Source organism: uncultured Tateyamaria sp. (genome assembly GCF_947494755.1).
GTDB lineage: Bacteria > Pseudomonadota > Alphaproteobacteria > Rhodobacterales > Rhodobacteraceae > Tateyamaria.
The window spans coordinates 157,183-173,311 of sequence record NZ_CANLVZ010000004.1; the positions used below are offsets into that span (position 1 = coordinate 157,183).

Annotated in this window: 15 protein-coding genes; 7 read left to right on the forward strand and 8 right to left on the reverse strand. The window is 61.9% G+C overall.

All coding sequences use genetic code 11. The features are described from left to right. From Q0908_RS06730 to Q0908_RS06740, 3 genes are read left to right on the forward strand one after another with little or no spacing between them, the layout of a single operon-like run. On the forward strand, positions 1 to 1,188 hold the full coding sequence (locus tag Q0908_RS06730) for a VWA domain-containing protein (RefSeq protein WP_299282118.1): 1,188 nt from the start codon (positions 1 to 3) through the stop codon (positions 1,186 to 1,188). A gap of 39 nt (positions 1,189 to 1,227) precedes the next feature. After that, a complete protein-coding gene (locus tag Q0908_RS06735; protein WP_299282120.1) occupies positions 1,228 to 2,391 on the forward strand; it encodes a cytochrome P450 in 1,164 nt (387 codons plus the stop codon). A gap of 41 nt (positions 2,392 to 2,432) precedes the next feature. Then, positions 2,433 to 3,122: a M48 family metalloprotease gene (locus Q0908_RS06740; RefSeq protein ID WP_299282122.1), complete on the forward strand. Its 690-nt coding sequence runs from the start codon at positions 2,433 to 2,435 to the stop codon at positions 3,120 to 3,122. Here the strand turns inward: Q0908_RS06740 and Q0908_RS06745 are convergent. The 5 genes from Q0908_RS06745 to Q0908_RS06765 form a co-directional block, all read right to left on the reverse strand. Beyond that, a complete protein-coding gene (locus Q0908_RS06745; protein ID WP_299282124.1) occupies positions 3,119 to 3,667 on the reverse strand; it encodes an RSP_2648 family PIN domain-containing protein in 549 nt (182 codons plus the stop codon). The genes Q0908_RS06740 and Q0908_RS06745 overlap by 4 nt on opposite strands. Further along, entirely contained in the window at positions 3,664 to 4,875 is a 1,212-nt protein-coding gene (locus Q0908_RS06750; protein ID WP_299282126.1) for an RSP_2647 family RNA methyltransferase, read from the reverse strand. Before Q0908_RS06750 ends, Q0908_RS06745 begins: the two co-directional genes overlap by 4 nt. A gap of 39 nt (positions 4,876 to 4,914) precedes the next feature. Continuing rightward, positions 4,915 to 5,571, reverse strand: a complete 657-nt coding sequence (locus Q0908_RS06755) for a DUF6778 family protein (protein ID WP_299282127.1) — start codon at positions 5,569 to 5,571, stop codon at positions 4,915 to 4,917. A 128-nt stretch (positions 5,572 to 5,699) separates the two neighbouring features. After that, positions 5,700 to 5,978, reverse strand: a complete 279-nt coding sequence (locus Q0908_RS06760; RefSeq protein WP_299282129.1) for a hypothetical protein — start codon at positions 5,976 to 5,978, stop codon at positions 5,700 to 5,702. After that, positions 5,975 to 8,737 (reverse strand): glutamine-synthetase adenylyltransferase, encoded by a 2,763-nt coding sequence (locus Q0908_RS06765; protein ID WP_299282131.1) that lies wholly within the window; start codon positions 8,735 to 8,737, stop codon positions 5,975 to 5,977. Before Q0908_RS06765 ends, Q0908_RS06760 begins: the two co-directional genes overlap by 4 nt. Before the next feature lie 76 nt (positions 8,738 to 8,813). On the opposite strand from Q0908_RS06765, the gene Q0908_RS06770 reads away from it, so the two are divergent. The 4 genes from Q0908_RS06770 to Q0908_RS06785 all read left to right on the forward strand — a co-directional run bounded on the left by Q0908_RS06770 (position 8,814) and on the right by Q0908_RS06785 (position 11,212). Continuing rightward, complete coding sequence (locus tag Q0908_RS06770; protein ID WP_299282133.1) at positions 8,814 to 9,281, forward strand: YbaK/EbsC family protein; 468 nt, start codon at positions 8,814 to 8,816, stop codon at positions 9,279 to 9,281. 144 nt (positions 9,282 to 9,425) lie between these two features. Next, on the forward strand, positions 9,426 to 9,830 hold the full coding sequence (locus Q0908_RS06775) for a DUF2852 domain-containing protein (protein ID WP_299282135.1): 405 nt from the start codon (positions 9,426 to 9,428) through the stop codon (positions 9,828 to 9,830). Between the two features lie 59 nt (positions 9,831 to 9,889). Next, entirely contained in the window at positions 9,890 to 10,324 is a 435-nt protein-coding gene (locus Q0908_RS06780; RefSeq protein ID WP_299282137.1) for an RDD family protein, read from the forward strand. A gap of 69 nt (positions 10,325 to 10,393) precedes the next feature. Then, positions 10,394 to 11,212: an arginyltransferase gene (locus Q0908_RS06785; protein ID WP_299282139.1), complete on the forward strand. Its 819-nt coding sequence runs from the start codon at positions 10,394 to 10,396 to the stop codon at positions 11,210 to 11,212. Positions 11,213 to 11,361: 149 nt separating this feature from the next. On the opposite strand, the gene Q0908_RS06790 is transcribed toward Q0908_RS06785, so the two are convergent. From Q0908_RS06790 to Q0908_RS06800, 3 genes are all read right to left on the reverse strand, one after another. Beyond that, complete coding sequence (locus Q0908_RS06790) at positions 11,362 to 13,716, reverse strand: TRAP transporter large permease subunit (protein WP_299282140.1); 2,355 nt, start codon at positions 13,714 to 13,716, stop codon at positions 11,362 to 11,364. 62 nt (positions 13,717 to 13,778) lie between these two features. After that, complete coding sequence (locus Q0908_RS06795) at positions 13,779 to 14,753, reverse strand: TRAP transporter small permease subunit (protein ID WP_299282142.1); 975 nt, start codon at positions 14,751 to 14,753, stop codon at positions 13,779 to 13,781. Between the two features lie 146 nt (positions 14,754 to 14,899). After that, positions 14,900 to 15,985, reverse strand: coding sequence for a TRAP transporter substrate-binding protein (locus tag Q0908_RS06800; protein WP_299282144.1), 1,086 nt, complete (start codon positions 15,983 to 15,985; stop codon positions 14,900 to 14,902). Positions 15,986 to 16,129: the final 144 nt, after the last annotated feature.

Below are 16,129 nucleotides of genomic sequence, written 5' to 3' on the forward strand. Positions count from 1 at the left end.
ATGTTCCTGCCCTTTTTCGAGAGTTTGCGCAAAGCCGGAGTGCCGGTGTCCTTGCGCGAATTTCTGGCCTTTCTCGAGGGGATGAAGGCGGGGCTGGCGACATACGATGCCGAGGCGTTCTACTACCTCGCCCGCACCGCCATGGTGAAGGACGAGCGCAACATCGACAAGTTTGACCGCGCGTTTGCCGCCGCCTTTGCGGGGCTGGAACAGATCGGTATCGATCAGGTCCTCGAGGCGGTGGATATCCCGCAGGACTGGCTTGAAAAGCTGGCTGAAAAGCATCTGAGCGAAGAGGAACGCGCTGAGATCGAAGCTTTGGGTGGCTTTGATAAACTCATGGAAACGCTGAAGAAACGACTGGAGGAACAAAAGAAACGTCATCAGGGCGGCAGCAAGTGGATCGGGACAGCGGGCACCTCACCGTTTGGGGCCTATGGCTACAACCCCGAGGGCGTGCGGATCGGTCAGGACAAATCCCGCCATCAGCGTGCCACCAAAGTATGGGATAAGCGTGAATTCAAGAACCTGGACGACACAGTTGAACTGGGCACGCGCAACATCAAGGTGGCCCTGAAACGTCTGCGCCGATGGGCGCGCGATGGCGCGGCAGAGGAACTGGACCTCAACGGCACCATCCGCGCCACCGCCGAACACGGCTATCTTGATGTGCAGACCCGCCCCGAGCGGCGCAATGCAGTCAAGGTCTTGCTGTTCCTCGATATCGGCGGGTCGATGGACCCCCACGTGAAAATTGTCGAAGAGTTGTTTTCCGCCGCCAAGTCGGAATTCAAGCACCTTGAACACTTCTATTTCCACAATTGCCTTTACGAGGGCGTGTGGCGCGACAACCGGCGACGGTGGGATGCGCAGACCCCAACCCACGAGATCCTGCGCACCTATGGCCCTGATTACAAATGCATTTTCGTGGGCGATGCGAGCATGTCCCCCTACGAAATCGCTTATCCGGGCGGGGCCAACGAACACTGGAACGCCGAGGCCGGACAGGTCTGGCTTGCGCGCGCGCGCGATCAGTGGGCATCAAACCTGTGGATCAATCCGGTCCCCGAGAAATACTGGGGCTACACCCACTCCATCGGCATGATTCAGGAGATCTTTGGCCCCGACACCATGGTGCCGATGACTCTCGAGGGCCTCAGCCGGGGCATGAAGGCGATGACCCGCTAGGGCTGTTCAGTTACGAAACGCCGGGCTAGCGTCGTGCGCATGTCCAACGCCCCTGTCTTTTCCATCGACCCGGTCGCCTTTCACGCAGATCCCTACCCGACGCTGGCGGCGATGCGCGAGACGGCTCCGGTCTGCTTTGTGCCCGAGCTTGGCGCGACGCTGTTCACCCGCCGTGATGACGTCTTTGCGCACGAAAAGCGGATCGATCTGTTTTCCAGCCACCAGCCCAATGGCTTGCTGACCCGCGTGATGGGCCCCAACATGATGCGCAAGGATGGCGACGCGCATATGTTTGAGCGCCGCGCACTGTTCCCCGCCCTCAGCCCGCGCACGGTGCGCGATGTGCTGGCCCCGCAATTCCACGCCATCGTGCAGGGCCATATTGACCGGCTGAAACCGCAGGGCGGATGCGATCTGGTGTCCGATTTCGCGATGCCGGTGTCGGCAGACGCGCTGCGGGTGATGACGGGTCTGACGAATATGGAGGCGGCAGAGATGGACGCCGCCAGTCAGGCGATGCTCGATGCCGCCGCGAACTATCAGCGCGACCCGAAGGTGGACGCCAAGGGCCATGGCTATGCCGCCCGTGTTCTCGACCTGATCAAAGACCGCCTGCCCACCCTGCGCGCCGCGCCCGACCTGTCGATCATCTCGGTCCTCGATCAGGCGGGGTTGGGCGTCGACGCCATCGCAGGCAATGTCCGCGTCATCATCGGCGGTGGCCAGAACGAGCCGCGTGACGCCATCGCCGGGGCCGCATGGGCCGTGCTGCACCACCCCGACCAACACACGCTAATCAAGGACGGCACCGCCAGATGGGAGGACGTGTTTGCCGAATATGTCCGCCTCGTCGCCCCCATCGGCATGTCGCCACGCCGGGTCGCCTATGACGGGCAGGCCTGCGGGGTTGATTTCGAGACGGACGAGCTGATCTTTTTCATGTTCGGCTCGGCCTGCCGGGACGCCGCACACTTCACCGATCCCGACCACTTTGACGTCACGCGCAACACCGGCCCCGCGATCCCGTTCGGGGCTGGCCCGCATTTCTGCGCAGGTGCAGCGGCCTCGCGGACGCTGATCGCGGGCCACGCCTTGCCGATGCTGTTTGACCAACTGCCCGGCCTCGCATTGGCCGGTGATGTCCCTTTTGCCGGGTGGGCCTTTCGCGGTCCTGTCCGTGTCCCCGTCACATGGGAGGCATAATGCCGCTTGCCGCGCGCCCTGCCCGGCCCCATATCTGAGCTATGATCAAGGTTCTTCCCATCCTTCTCGCGCTTGGCTACGGCATCGCGATGTATCGGTTTTCGGTCTGGCGCACGAGCCGGGAATTGGACGAGAAATCCACAGAACTCGCCGATCCGATGTTGCGCCAAATGTGTGATCAACTTGCGGGTGCGTTGGAGATCGACCGGATCAAGGTCCATATCTACGAAATTGCGCCCGTGAACGGGCTGGCTGCACCTGATGGACGTATTTTCATCACCCGCGGCTTCTACAACAAGTTTCGCACAGGGGCCGTGTCCGCCGCCGAAATGGCCAGCGTGATCGCGCATGAGTTGGGCCATGTCGCCCTCGGGCACAGCCGCCGCCGCATGATTGACTTTTCGGGCCAGAACGCGCTGCGCACGGCGCTCGCGATGATCCTGTCGCGCTTTATTCCCGGCGTTGGGGTGTGGATTGCGAACGGGCTGACCACGTTGCTGGCCGCCCGCTTGTCGCGCGGCGATGAGTACGAGGCGGACGCCTATGCCGCCGCTTTGCTCACCAAGGCAGGGATCGGCATTGGCCCGCAGATTTCACTGTTTGAAAAGCTGGAGGCGTTGACGCAATCGAACTCGGGCGCAGCCCCGGCCTGGCTGATGAGCCACCCCAAGACCGAACAGCGCATCAAGGCGTTGCAAGACCTTGAAGCCAAATGGCAAATTCCGTCTTAACCGAGCCGTTCAATGACTTTGCCGAACCGCGGCAGCCGGGCCTTTTTCATCAGCGCGCGTAGGGTCCAATCCTCACCTGAAAGCCTGCGCGCTTCGGCCAGCACCGCATGGGCCACGGGCACGACGCGGTCCGGGTTCGCCTCGACGCAGCCTTGCAGGTAGCTGTCGGGATCGACACGCACCAGCCCCTCTTCGGTCAGGATATGACACGGGAAATCCTTGGCATTGACGGTCATGATCGCATCCGACGACCCGGCGATGGCCGACGCCAACACATGCACATCATTGGGGTCGGGCAGCCACAACCGGTTTTCCAGTTCAGGCGGATGGCGCACTTCGGCCCCCGGCCACGCCGCATTCAGCATCGCGACCTCGCTGCGCGCCTGCGCCGCGCCCTCGGGCCCAAGTTTTGCCGCCGCCCGCGCCCATTCCTCGAGGATGCGGGGCGACCATTGCGGGGTGAACAGCCCCGCGCGTGCCACACCCAAGACCACTTCGCGCATGACCGTAGGATAAAGCACATTGGCGTCGATCAGGATTTTCATAGGCGGAAGAACAGCGCCTTGAGGTATCCGGTTTCGGCCAGTTGCGGCAACAGAGGGTGATCAGGCCCGGCCGAACCGCTATGGATCAAGGCTGCACTGCGCCCCGAGCGGCCAATGCCGCGCACGCAGGCGCTCTGGAACTTCGCAAGGTCTGCGGCATGCGAACAACTACACAGCACCAGAATGCCGCCCTCGGCCACCAGAGGCGTGGCCAGTCGTGCCACGCGCTCATAGGCGCGCAAGCCCGCGTCGAGCGCGGGTTTGGCGGGCGCAAAGGCGGGCGGATCGCAGACCACGATGTCAAACTTTTGGCCCTCGTCACCAAGGGCTGTGAGTACATCGAACGCATCGCCCTTGCGTGCCTCAAAGCGGTCGGATGCGCCCATAGCACCCGCCCCTTGCGCTGCCAGTTCCAGCGCGGGCGCTGATCCATCCACGCACAGTGCAGAGGTCGCCCCACCGGCCAGCGCGGCCAGCCCAAAGCCGCCCACATGCGAAAACACATCCAGCACGCGCGCGCCCCTGGACATCTGCTTGGTCAGCGCATGGTTGGGTCGCTGGTCAAAGAACAGGCCGGTCTTCTGCCCGCCGACGATGTCGGCCATATAGGTGGCCCCGTTCATCGGCACCGGGATCGGGGCGGTTGGCATCTCGCCCGACAACACGATTGTCACGTCGTCCAGCCCCTCGAGGCTGCGCGCCCGCCCGCCAGCGTTCTTGATCAGCGTGGTCGCCCCCGTCACCTGCCGTGCGGCCTCAGCCAGCATCTCGATCCGGGTGTCAGCCCAGGCCGCATTGGGCTGGATCACCAGCAGGTCGCCAAAGCGATCAACAACGACACCGGGCAAACCGTCCGCCTCGGCATGGATCAACCGGTAAAATGGGGCATCATAAAGCCGATCACGCAACGCCAGAGCCTTTTGCAACCGCGCCGTGAACCACGCCACATCGACTTCGGCGGTGACATCCTTATCGACGACACGCGCGATGATCTTTGACGCCGGGTTCACCGCCACCAGCGCCATGGGGCTGCGGTTTTCATCCTCAAGCACCGCCAGGGTGCCCGGTGCCAGCGCCTTGGTGCGCCGGTCGGTCACGACCTCATTGGCATAAGCCCAGGGAAAGCCATGGCGGATGCGGCGCGGGTCCATCTTGGGACGCAGACGAATTACGGGGCGGGTGTCGGAAACAAGTGAGGGCGCTGTCATAGCGCCCTCCTCTAGTGTGTTGTGCTGAGCTGCGAAAGGTCAGATTTGGTTCATCGCCTGAATGAAGCCCAGTTGCGGGTTCTGGAACCCTTCGGCTTGGGTCAGTTCCTGACGGATCACTTCAGCCAGGTGATCGGTGATGCGGACCTTTTGGGTCTGGCCGCGGGCCTCGGCCTGAATGGCCTGATCGCCGCCGAACCCTTCGAGATCAGCACGCACCATGCGTGGCTCGGCCAGAAGCGTGCCGGTTTCGGCATCGCGCAATGTCAGCTTGAAGTTGATATTGTGCACGCCGCCAAAGCTGTAGCGCGCCTTTTCGGTCAGGGCGTGAAAGCGCAGCACTTCGATGTCAAGCGTAACGCCCCGCGTGCCATCAAGGGCTGCGGTGCCGCGCGTCATCGCCTCATAAAAGATCGCTCCGACCTGTGCGTGACGATCCCCGATGGGGTCATCGCGCCAGACGATATCGCTTTTGGGCAAGTACCGGTTTGCCTCAGAGACGGTGAGGCTGCGCGGCACGCGCACGGTCACGTCCTCCACCCGGATCGCGCCGAGGGGCAGAACCTGTTGCACCTGCGGCGTGGCGCTCAGTTGGGGCGCGTCAAAGGGCGCGTTGCGTGTGGCCACGTTGGTGCTTGCGCAGGCCGAAACGAGGCCACCCAGTGCAAGAAGCAAAACCAGTTTGATACGTGTCATCTCATGTCTCCGATCCGCACGAGGGAGTCCCCATGCTTCTGTTAACTCACCGTTAACTTCCACGGGAATTCTGGCGGAATTGAGACAATATTGTTTCAAATGCGCGATTGTTCTGAGGCGCTCTGCGCTCAGTTGGGCCTGTTGCGCCCGCGCCAGCCACCCCGTCTGCGCGGGCTGGCCTGGCTCATCTGCCCCTCGCGCAACACGTCGGTCATCGGATGATCCGGATGGTCGGTGCCGTAGGTTTCAAGCAGTCGTGCGATGGCCTCATGGGGGGGTTGCTCCCCCGGCAGGCTCAACGCCCAGTCCAGAAAAATGGTGCGGCACTCGGGCTTGGTGATCCCGGCAATCCGGTAGGCTTCAAAGATCAGGCCCTTTGGATCGTCTGCGCTGCCTTTGTGGATCATGGGTTAGCCTTTGTGTCGGGGTCCCCCACCGCATGTGCAATGATGGCGGCGGATTGGGTGTACGCCTCGGTCAATGTAGCCTCGGCTGCTTTTTGGGTTGTGGCACCGGTGGCGCGCATCAACACGCCCAGCCCCCCGGTGCCCACATCTTCGATGCGCACCGGCCCGGTGCTGAGCAGCCGCGCGGCCATCTGAACCTGCCACAACATCGCATAGGTCGTGGCCAGGGATTGCGCGTCTGCGTCACTCAGCAAGCCCGCAGCGACGCAGGCCCGCAATCCGCCCGGCACATCAGCGCATGTGTCCGCGCTCAGCACCGTGCCCGCCTGCGCCAACAGTTCGATGTCCAGCATCCGGCCTGGCCCGGTCTTGGCGTCCCAGACCCCTTGGGACGACTTGGCCTGCGCAATCCGCGCGCGCATATCGTGCAGGTCCGCCATGACGGAGGCCCCCGTGCGTGGTTGGGACAGGATCGTTTGGCGGAAGGCGTCGATATCGGCGGCCAGATCGTCGGGCCCCGCAATCGTGCGTGCCCGCACAAGGGCCAGATGCTCCCACAGCCACGCCTCGTTCATCTGATAGTTCTGGAAGGCCGCCCAACTGGTCGCCACCGGGCCCTGATTGCCCGACGGGCGCAGCCGCATGTCCGCCTCGTAAAGCCGCCCTTGAGCGGTCTGAGCCGTAACAGCGGTAATCATTGCCTGCGTCAACCGCGCGTAATAGGTGCGCGCAGGCAGGGGGCGCGGCCCGGCCGAGGCCTCAACCCCATCTGCGTCATAGATGATGATAATATCGAGATCCGAATGGGTCGTGAGCAGCCCCGCCCCCAGACTGCCCATCCCCACAATCACCGCGCCGCGCCCCGGCGGCGGGCCATAGCGGCGCGCAAACTGCGCCTGCACCTCGGGCCAGAGCGCGATGAGGGCCGCGCGGGCAAGGTCCGCATATTGCACACCGGCCTCGTCGGCGGTCGTCAGTTCGCGCAAGTGATGCACCCCGATGCGAAAGTGCCATTCCTTCGCCCAGGCCCGGATCGCGTCGAGCTTGGCCTCGTAATCCGTCTCGGCCTTCATCCGCGTCGCCGCCTCACGCTGCAGCGCAAACTGGCCCGGCCATGGCGCAAAGAATGCACCCCCGATCACCGCATCAAGCACGCCCGCATTGCGTGACAGATATTGGGCCAAAGCGCGCGAGGTGCCGACGATATCGACCAGCAGATCGATCAATTGCGGGTTGGCCTCAAACAGCGCGAACAGTTGCACCCCGGCGGGCAGCCCCGCCAGAAACCGGTCAAAGGCGGCAAATGCCTCGTCCGGCTTGGCGGCTTGGGACAGCCGGTCCACGAGCACCGGTTCGATCCGGTCAAACAGGGCAGCCCCCCGCGTGCTGCGCAGCGCCGGATAGCTGCGCCAGCGGGCCTGCATGGCCGGATCCGTCACCAATACTGGTTCGGCGGGTTGGTCGCCGGGCGCAAAGAACCCTTCGGTCTCTTGGTGAACGGCGGCGAGGCGTGTGTGCAACTCCGCCTCCAGAGCGGCGCGGTCCATGGCCATCATGTCGGCCAGCCGGTCAAACCCCTCATCCGAGCCGGGCAGGTTGTGGGTCTGGGCATCGCGCACCATCTGCACGCGATGTTCCGCCGTGCGCTCAAAGCGGTAGTGATCGCTGAGTTCGGTGGCGATGTGTGGCGGCACCCAGCCCTTTTCCGCCAGTCGCGCCAGACCTTCGACCGTGCCGCGCACGCGCAAGTCCCTGTCCCGGCCCCCGGCGATCAACTGCCGGGTCTGGGTAAAAAACTCGATCTCGCGAATGCCGCCCCGCCCCAGTTTCATATTGTGATCGGGCAAGGTGATCGGCCCGCCCGTCCCTTTGTGTTCGCGGATGGCGAGGCGCATATCATGCGCATCCTGCACGGCCGTGAAATCCAGATGGCGCCGCCAGATGAAGGGGCGCAACTCTTCTAAAAACCGCTCTCCGGCGGCGATATCCCCCGCGCAGGTCCGCGCCTTGATATAGGCCGCCCGCTCCCAAGTGCGGCCCAAAGCCTCATAATATCGCTCGGCAGCGGCGGTCGACAGCACCACAGGTGTCACCGATGGATCGGGGCGCAGGCGCAGGTCGGTGCGAAACACATAGCCATCGCCCGTCAGGTCACTGAGGCAGGCGGACATGTCCTGCACCGCCTTGACGCAGGCCTTGCGCACAGCGCCGTAGCTGTCGGGATCGTGCCGGGTTTCGTCAAAGAGGCACACAAGGTCGATGTCCGAGGAATAGTTCAGCTCGCCCGCGCCCATCTTGCCCATGGCCAGGACGAACAGACCAACATCCGGATCGGCCAGCTTGCCCCGCTGTACCTGTCGGGCCAACGCCGCCTTGAGGGCCGTGTCGCAGGCCATATCGGCCAATGCGGTCAGCGCACCCGTCACTTGCTCAAGCGACCACGCGCCCCCCAGATCCGCCAGCGCAGCGAGCAGGCCAACCCGCCGCTTGGCCTGCCGCAACGCGGGCCGCAGCGCCTCCAGATCACCCTCGGGCGGCACAAGGGCTTTGTGCAAAGCCGCCTCTACATTATCAAGCGCGTCCGGCAGCCACGCCGCCTCGCGCGCGATCAGACCGGCGAGGTAAGGGCTGCACCCCGCCGCCCCCCGGATCAGGTCCCGCACCGGTCCGGTGAGGTCCGGCAGGCTCTCCACAGCCTCCGCCCCCCTTTCGGGGTTATGGGGGCGCGGCAGGCGGGTGATGGCGTCAGTCAATCGCATCCGCCCACCATCAAAGCGCACCCGCACGGCGTCAATGGGCCTTGTGGCCCCTCCTATTTCCCGCCACCTTCCCCTTATGAGCAAAAGTCTGAAACGGGTGCGCGCGGCATTGGACGCGGCAGGCATCGACACCACCATTCAGGAAACCCCGCTGGCGCGCACGGCTGCCGATGCAGCCGCTGCCATCGGATGCGAGATCGACCAGATCGCCAAATCCATCATCCTTCGCGGCGAAACCAGCGGCACAGCGCTGTTGTTCATCACCGCCGGAGGGAACAGAGTCGACGTCGATAAAGCGACCGCATTGGCCGGTGAGCCTTTGGGCAAGGCGGACGCGGCACTCATCCGGGCGCAAACCGGCTTTGCGATCGGAGGTGTTTCCCCCGTCGGGCAACGGTCCCCGATCCGTGCCTTCTTCGACCCAAAACTGACTGAATTCGATGTGATTTGGGCCGCTGCAGGCACCCCGCACCACGTTTTCAGCGCCAAACCCGACGATCTGATCACATTTTCAGGCAGCCAACCTGCTGATTTTACGTCCTAATCGAAATTTATGTAAAAAAGATTCACATTAAGACTTGCAAGATCGGCCCAACATGCCAATTTTGAGTATGTGAAGCACATTCACATTAACCGACACAACAGCCATAGGGGCGAAAGAGGCCCCGCTTACGCGAAAGGTCCGAAAATGACGTCCATGTCCACAAACCCACCAGCACATACCTCGGGCGGATGGTTCAGCAGAGCCGAGTCCTGGCTTGATCACAAAGGCAAAGGGGCCTGGATCGCGGCCATGGTTCTGGGGTTCATTTTCTTCTGGCCCGTGGGCCTCGCCCTGCTGTTTTACATGATCTGGAGCAAACGCATGTTTTCGAAATCCTGCAGCACCCGGCGCATGGGCAACGCGATGAGCACAATGCGCTCGACCGGCAACTCGGCCTTTGATGCCTACAAGGCCGACACCCTGCGCCGCCTCGAAGAAGAACAGCATAACTTTGAATCCTTCCTCGAACGGCTGCGCGAAGCCAAGGACAAATCAGAGTTCGATCAATTCATGGACGAGCGTGCCAAAGCGGCCAGTTCCGAAGACTGATACAACCACCGCGCGGCCCCCACCCGGGGTCGCGCATCCCTAGAACGGAGATCCGACCCATGCACCTCGCCGACCCTATCACGCAGCCCCAGTTCTACCGCGACGTCGCTGGCAAGCGGCTTTTGGCGTGGGTGGTGGACATGGTTGTGATTGTGATCCTGGCGCTGATCATCGTGCCCTTCACGGCCTTTATCGGGCTGTTCTTCTTCTTTGGGCTCGTGGCGGTGGTCAGCTTTGTCTACCGGGTGATCACGCTGACCACCGGTTCCGCCACATGGGGCATGCGGCTGATGGCCATCGAAATCCGCGACGCGACCGGCGCGCGGCTCAATCTCGGCCAGGCTTTTGTGCATACATTCGGCTACACGCTCAGCTGGGCCATGGCCCCATTGCAGTTGATCTCGGTCGTGCTGATGGCCACATCCAACCGCGGTCAGGGGCTGAGTGATGTGATGCTGGGCACAGCCGCGATGAACCGGCGTGCCCGAGCGTAAGGCGCAGTTTACGCACTTGCCTCGCGCCGCTGCGCTGGTATCATCCGCGCGTACCCTGTCAGGAATGATATGCGCCACACGCTCCCCCTTGCGCCTCAGTTTTATGTGACGGCCCCGCAGCCCTGTCCGTATCTGGACGGGCGGATGGAGCGTAAGCTGTTCACGGCCCTACAAGGGGAAAACGCGGAAAAGCTGAATGACAGCCTGAGCCAGCAGGGCTTTCGCCGCTCGCAAAATGTGCTTTACCGGCCGTCCTGTGCGGAATGTTCGGCCTGTCTTTCCGCCCGGATTGACGTGTCGGCCTTTGCGCCTACCAAAAGCCAGCGACGCACGCTGAACCGCAATGCAGACATTGATCGGCGCGCCACATCCCCCTGGGCCACCGAAGATCAATATGCCCTCTTTCGCGCCTATCTCGACAGCCGGCACGCCGATGGCGGCATGGCGGATATGGATGTGTTCGAATTCGCGGCCATGATCGAAGAGACCCCCATTCGCAGCCGGGTCGTGGAATATACCCGCAAAGAAACCAAGGAACTGATCGGCGTCAGCCTGACAGATGTGCTGACCGACGGGCTCAGCATGGTCTACAGCTTCTACGCCCCCGACATGACAAAACGTTCGCTTGGCACGCACATGATCCTTGACCACGTGCGCATCGCGCAAGAGGCGAACCTGCCTTACGTCTACCTTGGCTACTGGGTGCCGGGCAGCCAGAAGATGGACTACAAATCCAAGTTTTCCGGGCTCGAAGTCTACCTGGGCGGACGCTGGCAAAAGATGGCGGACCCCGAAAACTTCCACCCCGACACGCACCCGCTGTCCAATGACCCGATTGCGGAACAGGTCGCCAATATCTCGCTGCCCGACACACGCCCCACGCGCTGATCCAGCCCTTCATTTCGCCAGATAAACCGTGGGGGAGTCCTGAAAGGACGGGGGCAAAGCCCCCTGCCCGCCAGGGCCTTTATCAATCACAAACAGCAAAAGGGCGCGCCGGTATGGGCGCGCCCTTTTTCAGTTGGATCACGTCCGGATCAGTTGGGGATCAGGTCGGGGATGATCGTGACGATCCCGGGGAAGGTCCACAGCAAGGCCAGCCCCGCCACCTGGATCAACACAAACGGAATGATGCCGCGATAGATATGGCCCGTCGTGACCTCCTTGGGTGCCACCCCGCGCAAGTAAAACAACGCAAAGCCAAAGGGCGGAGTCAGGAACGAGGTCTGCAGGTTCACCGCAATCATGATCGTCACCCATTTGGGATCAAACGTGCCCCCATAAATCACCGGGCCCACGATCGGGATCACGATGTAGATGATCTCGAGGAAATCGAGCACGAAGCCCAATATGAACAGCACAAGCATCACGATCAGGAAGACCGTGAACTCGTTGTCGAAGGACTTGAGGAACTGCTGGATATAATGCTCCCCCCCAAAGGAGATCACCACGAGGTTCAGCAGTTGCGAGCCGATCAGGATGGTAAACACCATCGAGGTCACTTTGGCCGTCTCGCGCACCACGGGGGTCAGAACGCCAGACGTCCACAGGATGTAACAGCTGAACAGCAACCCAAAGAGCGCATAAAGATACGCCGCATAGGCCACAAAGAACGCGATCCAGCTTTGGGCCGAAACCTCACTCTGGTTGATGCGCAGATCAAAATTCACGCCCACAAGGATACAGATGATGATGGCCAGCGTGGACCAGATGATCACCTTGGGGCTGCGATCCAGATCCGTCAGCTTGCGATAGGCCGCAAGCATGATGGCCCCCCCTGCACCGAGGGCGGCCGCCGGCGTCGGATTGGTGATCCCGCCAAGGATCGAACCCAGAACAGCCACGATCAGGATCAACGGTGGAAAGACCACGCGGATCAGCTCATTCTTGGCGCAGCGTTTCACCCCTTCAATCACGCCGTACATGATCAGCGAAAAGGGGATCGCCATCACAACTACATAGTAGCCCGACGTGTTGCGCGGCCCGACAAAGATGATGTCGACCAGCAAGGTCAGCACGATCCCCACCCCGCCGATGATCAGCGGACGGGCATCGTGGCTGGGTGCAATGCCCCGGGCGGTTGTCAGGATCAACGCGAGCAGAATCAACAGGATCGCCGTGCCCGTCCCGATCGGGGCTGCGCCGTCGACTTTGGCCTGAATGGCGCTGGCGAGGTCCTCTTCGGACAGACGCTCGGATTGCGTGACACCGCCTGCCGCCGAAATCTCCTCCTGCTGCGCGACGGCCGCGTCCCAGGCCGCCTGCCCGTGTAGTTCGATCATGGCGGCCTGACAGTCCGGGCCCACATTGGTGCGCAGGCTCGCCGCCTCTCCGATGTCCGAGAAGGACGACACGGTCGTCGACTGACTGCCCACGATGTTGAGGTTGCCCAGAAGGATCGTGCCGACGACGATCAGCACCGGCGCGCCAAGGAACCACGTGAACGCTTCGTTGCGCGTGATCGGCTCGGCATTGGTGGTGCCCATTTCGACCGCAGGTGCTTTCTCCGGGTTCAGCAACGCATAGCCAAAGGCATAAAGCGCATAGAGCAAAGCCAGCAGAATACCGGGCAGCAAGGCCGCCTGGAACAGCGTGCCCACGGACACAACCGCGGGCTCCCCCAGATAGGTCAGCGCATCGGTACAGCCCGCCGCCTGCGCGCGTGCCTCTTGTGCCGCAGAATAGAGATCGCCCGCCAGTGTTCCGAGCAGAACGATCACGATGGAGGGTGGAATGATCTGCCCCAAGGTGCCGGAGGCCGCAATGACCCCGGTGGCAATCTCGGGCGAGTAGTTGTTGCGCAGCATCGTCGGCAGGGCCAGTAGGCCCATCGTCACCACGGTCGCGCCCACGATGCCTGTGGAGGCCGCGAGGAACGCGCCCACAACCACAATGGACACAGCCAAACCGCCGGGCAGCGGGCCAAAAACGCGCGCCATGGTGGTCAGCAGGTCATTCGCGATCTTGGAACGCTCAAGCGTGATCCCCATTAGAACGAACATCAAAACGGCCAGTAGCGTCTCGATGGACTGGCCTGCCAGGACTCGCTCGTTCATGCGGTTCACGACGAACGATACGTTGCGATCCAGCGCCACCTCCCAACCTGACGGGAAGACCGGCTCGCCTATGCGCGGCAGGTCCGGGAAGCGAAATACGGATATCGTATCTGGCTTCACCCCGGAGTTCACAAGATCGCGGTAAGCCTGGCTTGATTGGTCAATCGCCTGGTGGATCAGCAATCCCGCACTGTCGAGTGCCGCGATGATCCCGAACGAGATGACCCCGGCCCCCGCAATCGCAAAGGCCACCGGGAACCCCGAAAGGATGCCGCCAAACAGGCAGATGAAAACGATGATCAGGCCGATCTCTACGCCATCAAGTCCAAACAACATCGCTTATAGTCCTTGTGAGAAAGTTGCGCGCAGGCAGCGGGCGGTCGTCATAAGAGGGCGCATCAGTGTGTCCCCTCGTATGCTTCTTCGCCGTCGCCCAACGTGTCGCGGTCAAGGTATTTGCCCTCGCTCTCGGGTCCTTCTTTCCACTCCAGATACGAGCGGTAGAAGAACGCGATGCCGTGGATGAAGACCAATGCGGCAAATGTGACAAGCAGGATCTTGAACAGGAAATAGGCGGTGAACCCGTTGGGACTGAACCCGATGGTCTCGACGTTCCACCGCAAGGCGCGTGACTTGCGCAGCAACAATTCAAGCGTGTCCGAGGCCGACGGGTTCGGCACGATCAGGTGACGCCACAGGAAATACCACCCGTACATCCAGATCATCACCGCAGCGGGCACCATGAAGAAAAGCGACCCGAACATGTCGATCACCCGCTTGGCCCGGTGACCGACTGCTGCATAGACCAGGTCGACGCGCACATGACCGCCCTGCACAAAGGTGTAAGTCACGCAAAGACAGACGACCAACGCATTGTAAAGTTTCAACTCTTCGGCAAACCACGAGATGTCGAATTGCAGAGGAATGCCGAAGCCGAACGAAATGTCGGGGCGGGTGAAAATCCGCTGCATGAAGACGATGATGATCTGTTGCAGCACCATGAGCAGGCCCGCCCATGCAAACAAGCGCCCCGTGCCGTTGGCGAAACCTTCGCAGACCCGCACGACCCCCCACAGGAAATCGTTGCGGAACATGCCGATGATCGTGATTGCCAGAATAATCGTCGCAATCGCAAAGAAGAACTCAACCGAGCCGCCATAATAGACGAACCGCATGATTGCTTCCTTGTTGGACCAATCCAGCCAAAGACCCGGGCTGAACAGGGCCGCGGGGATGTTGTAGAGGGCTTCGAGGAAGTTGCCGGAGACGAACTGAACAAGGCCGCTGGACTGGAACTGGTCCAGACAGCTGATGGAATCCTCGACCGCCGGATCGGCTCGGAAAAACCCTGTGCAGGGTGTCGCGTCGCTCATTGGTGTCCCCCTCCTACATTCGGTTGTGCCCGAATGCCGTAGCTGCTGTTTTGGTGAACCGATTGCACGGTGCCGCGGCAACAACCTTGATCTGCGTCAAAAGGGCCCCCGGCGTCGGGGACCCTTTGTTATTTTATATCCGGGGCTTAGCCGCCCAGAACGCGCACGCGCTGTTCGACATAGTAAGCGTCGGACTTGTTGATCCAGCTTGCCGATGTCGCGAGGCTTTCCTCGAACGAGGCACGGATTTTCGCAAACAGTTCGTCGCCCATGTTCTCGTCCATGACCTCAGCCGAGGCTGCGCCGAACGCATCCCAGACATCGTCCGAGAATTGCAGCGTCTTGACGCCCTGCTGTTGCAGACGGGCAAGGGCCGCACCGTTGTTGGCCAGCGTTTCGGACAGCTGCACGTGCGTAGTGGCGCGCGAGGCACCTTGCAGCAGTGCTTTGTGCTGCGGCGTGAGGTCGTTCCAGACGTCGAGGTTGACGGAGGACGCCAGCGCCGAACCCGGCTCGTGGAAACCGGCGGTGTAGTAGACTTTCGCCACTTCCTGGAAGCCCGCGCGTTCGTCGGCCATCGGGCCAACCCACTCGAGGCCGTCCAGCGCGCCCGAGGACAGCGCCTGATACAGTTCGCCACCGGGGATGTTCTGGATCGATGCACCCAGTTTACCCAGCACCTGACCGCCAAGGCCGGGCATACGGAATTTCAGACCATTGAAGTCGTCAGCCGAGTTGATCTCGTTACGGAACCAGCCACCGGACTGCGAACCGGAGTTCCCCGCCAGCAGGCCTTTGAGGTTGAAGATTTCGCCCAGCTCGTCATGCAGTTCCTGACCGCCGCCGTGCTCGTACCAGTTGGTGACTTCCTGCGCGGTGCCGCCGAAGGGCACGGCTGTGAAGTAGGCGTAACCTGGGTGCTGACCGATGAAGTAGTAGTCAGCCGAGTGATACATATCGGCCTGACCGGAGGACACGGCATCAAACACTTCGAACGCGCCGACTAGTTCGCCTGGGGCTTTCTTGTCGATGGTCAGCTGGCCGTCCGACATCTCGCTGACGTAGTTTTCCAGATAGGTGGCCGCATCATCCAGAACCGCAAAGCCGCGGGGCCAGGATGTGACCATTGTCAGGGTCCGCTTACCCTGCGCATAGGCCGGTGCGGCCAGAGTGGTTGCGGCGGCTGCGGTGCCACCCATTGCAGACGTCTTCAGAAATGAACGACGATCCATAGAGATACTCCTCCCAAATATAATGCCTGACCCTACCCACTGACGGGCAGATCAAGTCGAGTGGCGCTACCCTAGCGAAGGGTTGGCGATAGGGAATACCTAGTACTGCGTAGAAAGTTGGCAAAACCGCATTTCCGGTCAAAA

Coding starts and splice junctions, on each gene's coding strand:
- Q0908_RS06730 (WP_299282118.1), top strand. CDS start 1: ATGTTCCTGCCCTTTTTCGAGAGTTTGCGCAAAGCCGGAGTGCCGGTG.
- Q0908_RS06735 (WP_299282120.1), top strand. CDS start 1,228: ATGTCCAACGCCCCTGTCTTTTCCATCGACCCGGTCGCCTTTCACGCA.
- Q0908_RS06740 (WP_299282122.1), top strand. CDS start 2,433: ATGATCAAGGTTCTTCCCATCCTTCTCGCGCTTGGCTACGGCATCGCG.
- Q0908_RS06745 (WP_299282124.1), bottom strand. CDS start 3,667: ATGAAAATCCTGATCGACGCCAATGTGCTTTATCCTACGGTCATGCGC.
- Q0908_RS06750 (WP_299282126.1), bottom strand. CDS start 4,875: ATGACAGCGCCCTCACTTGTTTCCGACACCCGCCCCGTAATTCGTCTG.
- Q0908_RS06755 (WP_299282127.1), bottom strand. CDS start 5,571: ATGACACGTATCAAACTGGTTTTGCTTCTTGCACTGGGTGGCCTCGTT.
- Q0908_RS06760 (WP_299282129.1), bottom strand. CDS start 5,978: ATGATCCACAAAGGCAGCGCAGACGATCCAAAGGGCCTGATCTTTGAA.
- Q0908_RS06765 (WP_299282131.1), bottom strand. CDS start 8,737: ATGCGATTGACTGACGCCATCACCCGCCTGCCGCGCCCCCATAACCCC.
- Q0908_RS06770 (WP_299282133.1), top strand. CDS start 8,814: ATGAGCAAAAGTCTGAAACGGGTGCGCGCGGCATTGGACGCGGCAGGC.
- Q0908_RS06775 (WP_299282135.1), top strand. CDS start 9,426: ATGACGTCCATGTCCACAAACCCACCAGCACATACCTCGGGCGGATGG.
- Q0908_RS06780 (WP_299282137.1), top strand. CDS start 9,890: ATGCACCTCGCCGACCCTATCACGCAGCCCCAGTTCTACCGCGACGTC.
- Q0908_RS06785 (WP_299282139.1), top strand. CDS start 10,394: ATGCGCCACACGCTCCCCCTTGCGCCTCAGTTTTATGTGACGGCCCCG.
- Q0908_RS06790 (WP_299282140.1), bottom strand. CDS start 13,716: ATGTTGTTTGGACTTGATGGCGTAGAGATCGGCCTGATCATCGTTTTC.
- Q0908_RS06795 (WP_299282142.1), bottom strand. CDS start 14,753: ATGAGCGACGCGACACCCTGCACAGGGTTTTTCCGAGCCGATCCGGCG.
- Q0908_RS06800 (WP_299282144.1), bottom strand. CDS start 15,985: ATGGATCGTCGTTCATTTCTGAAGACGTCTGCAATGGGTGGCACCGCA.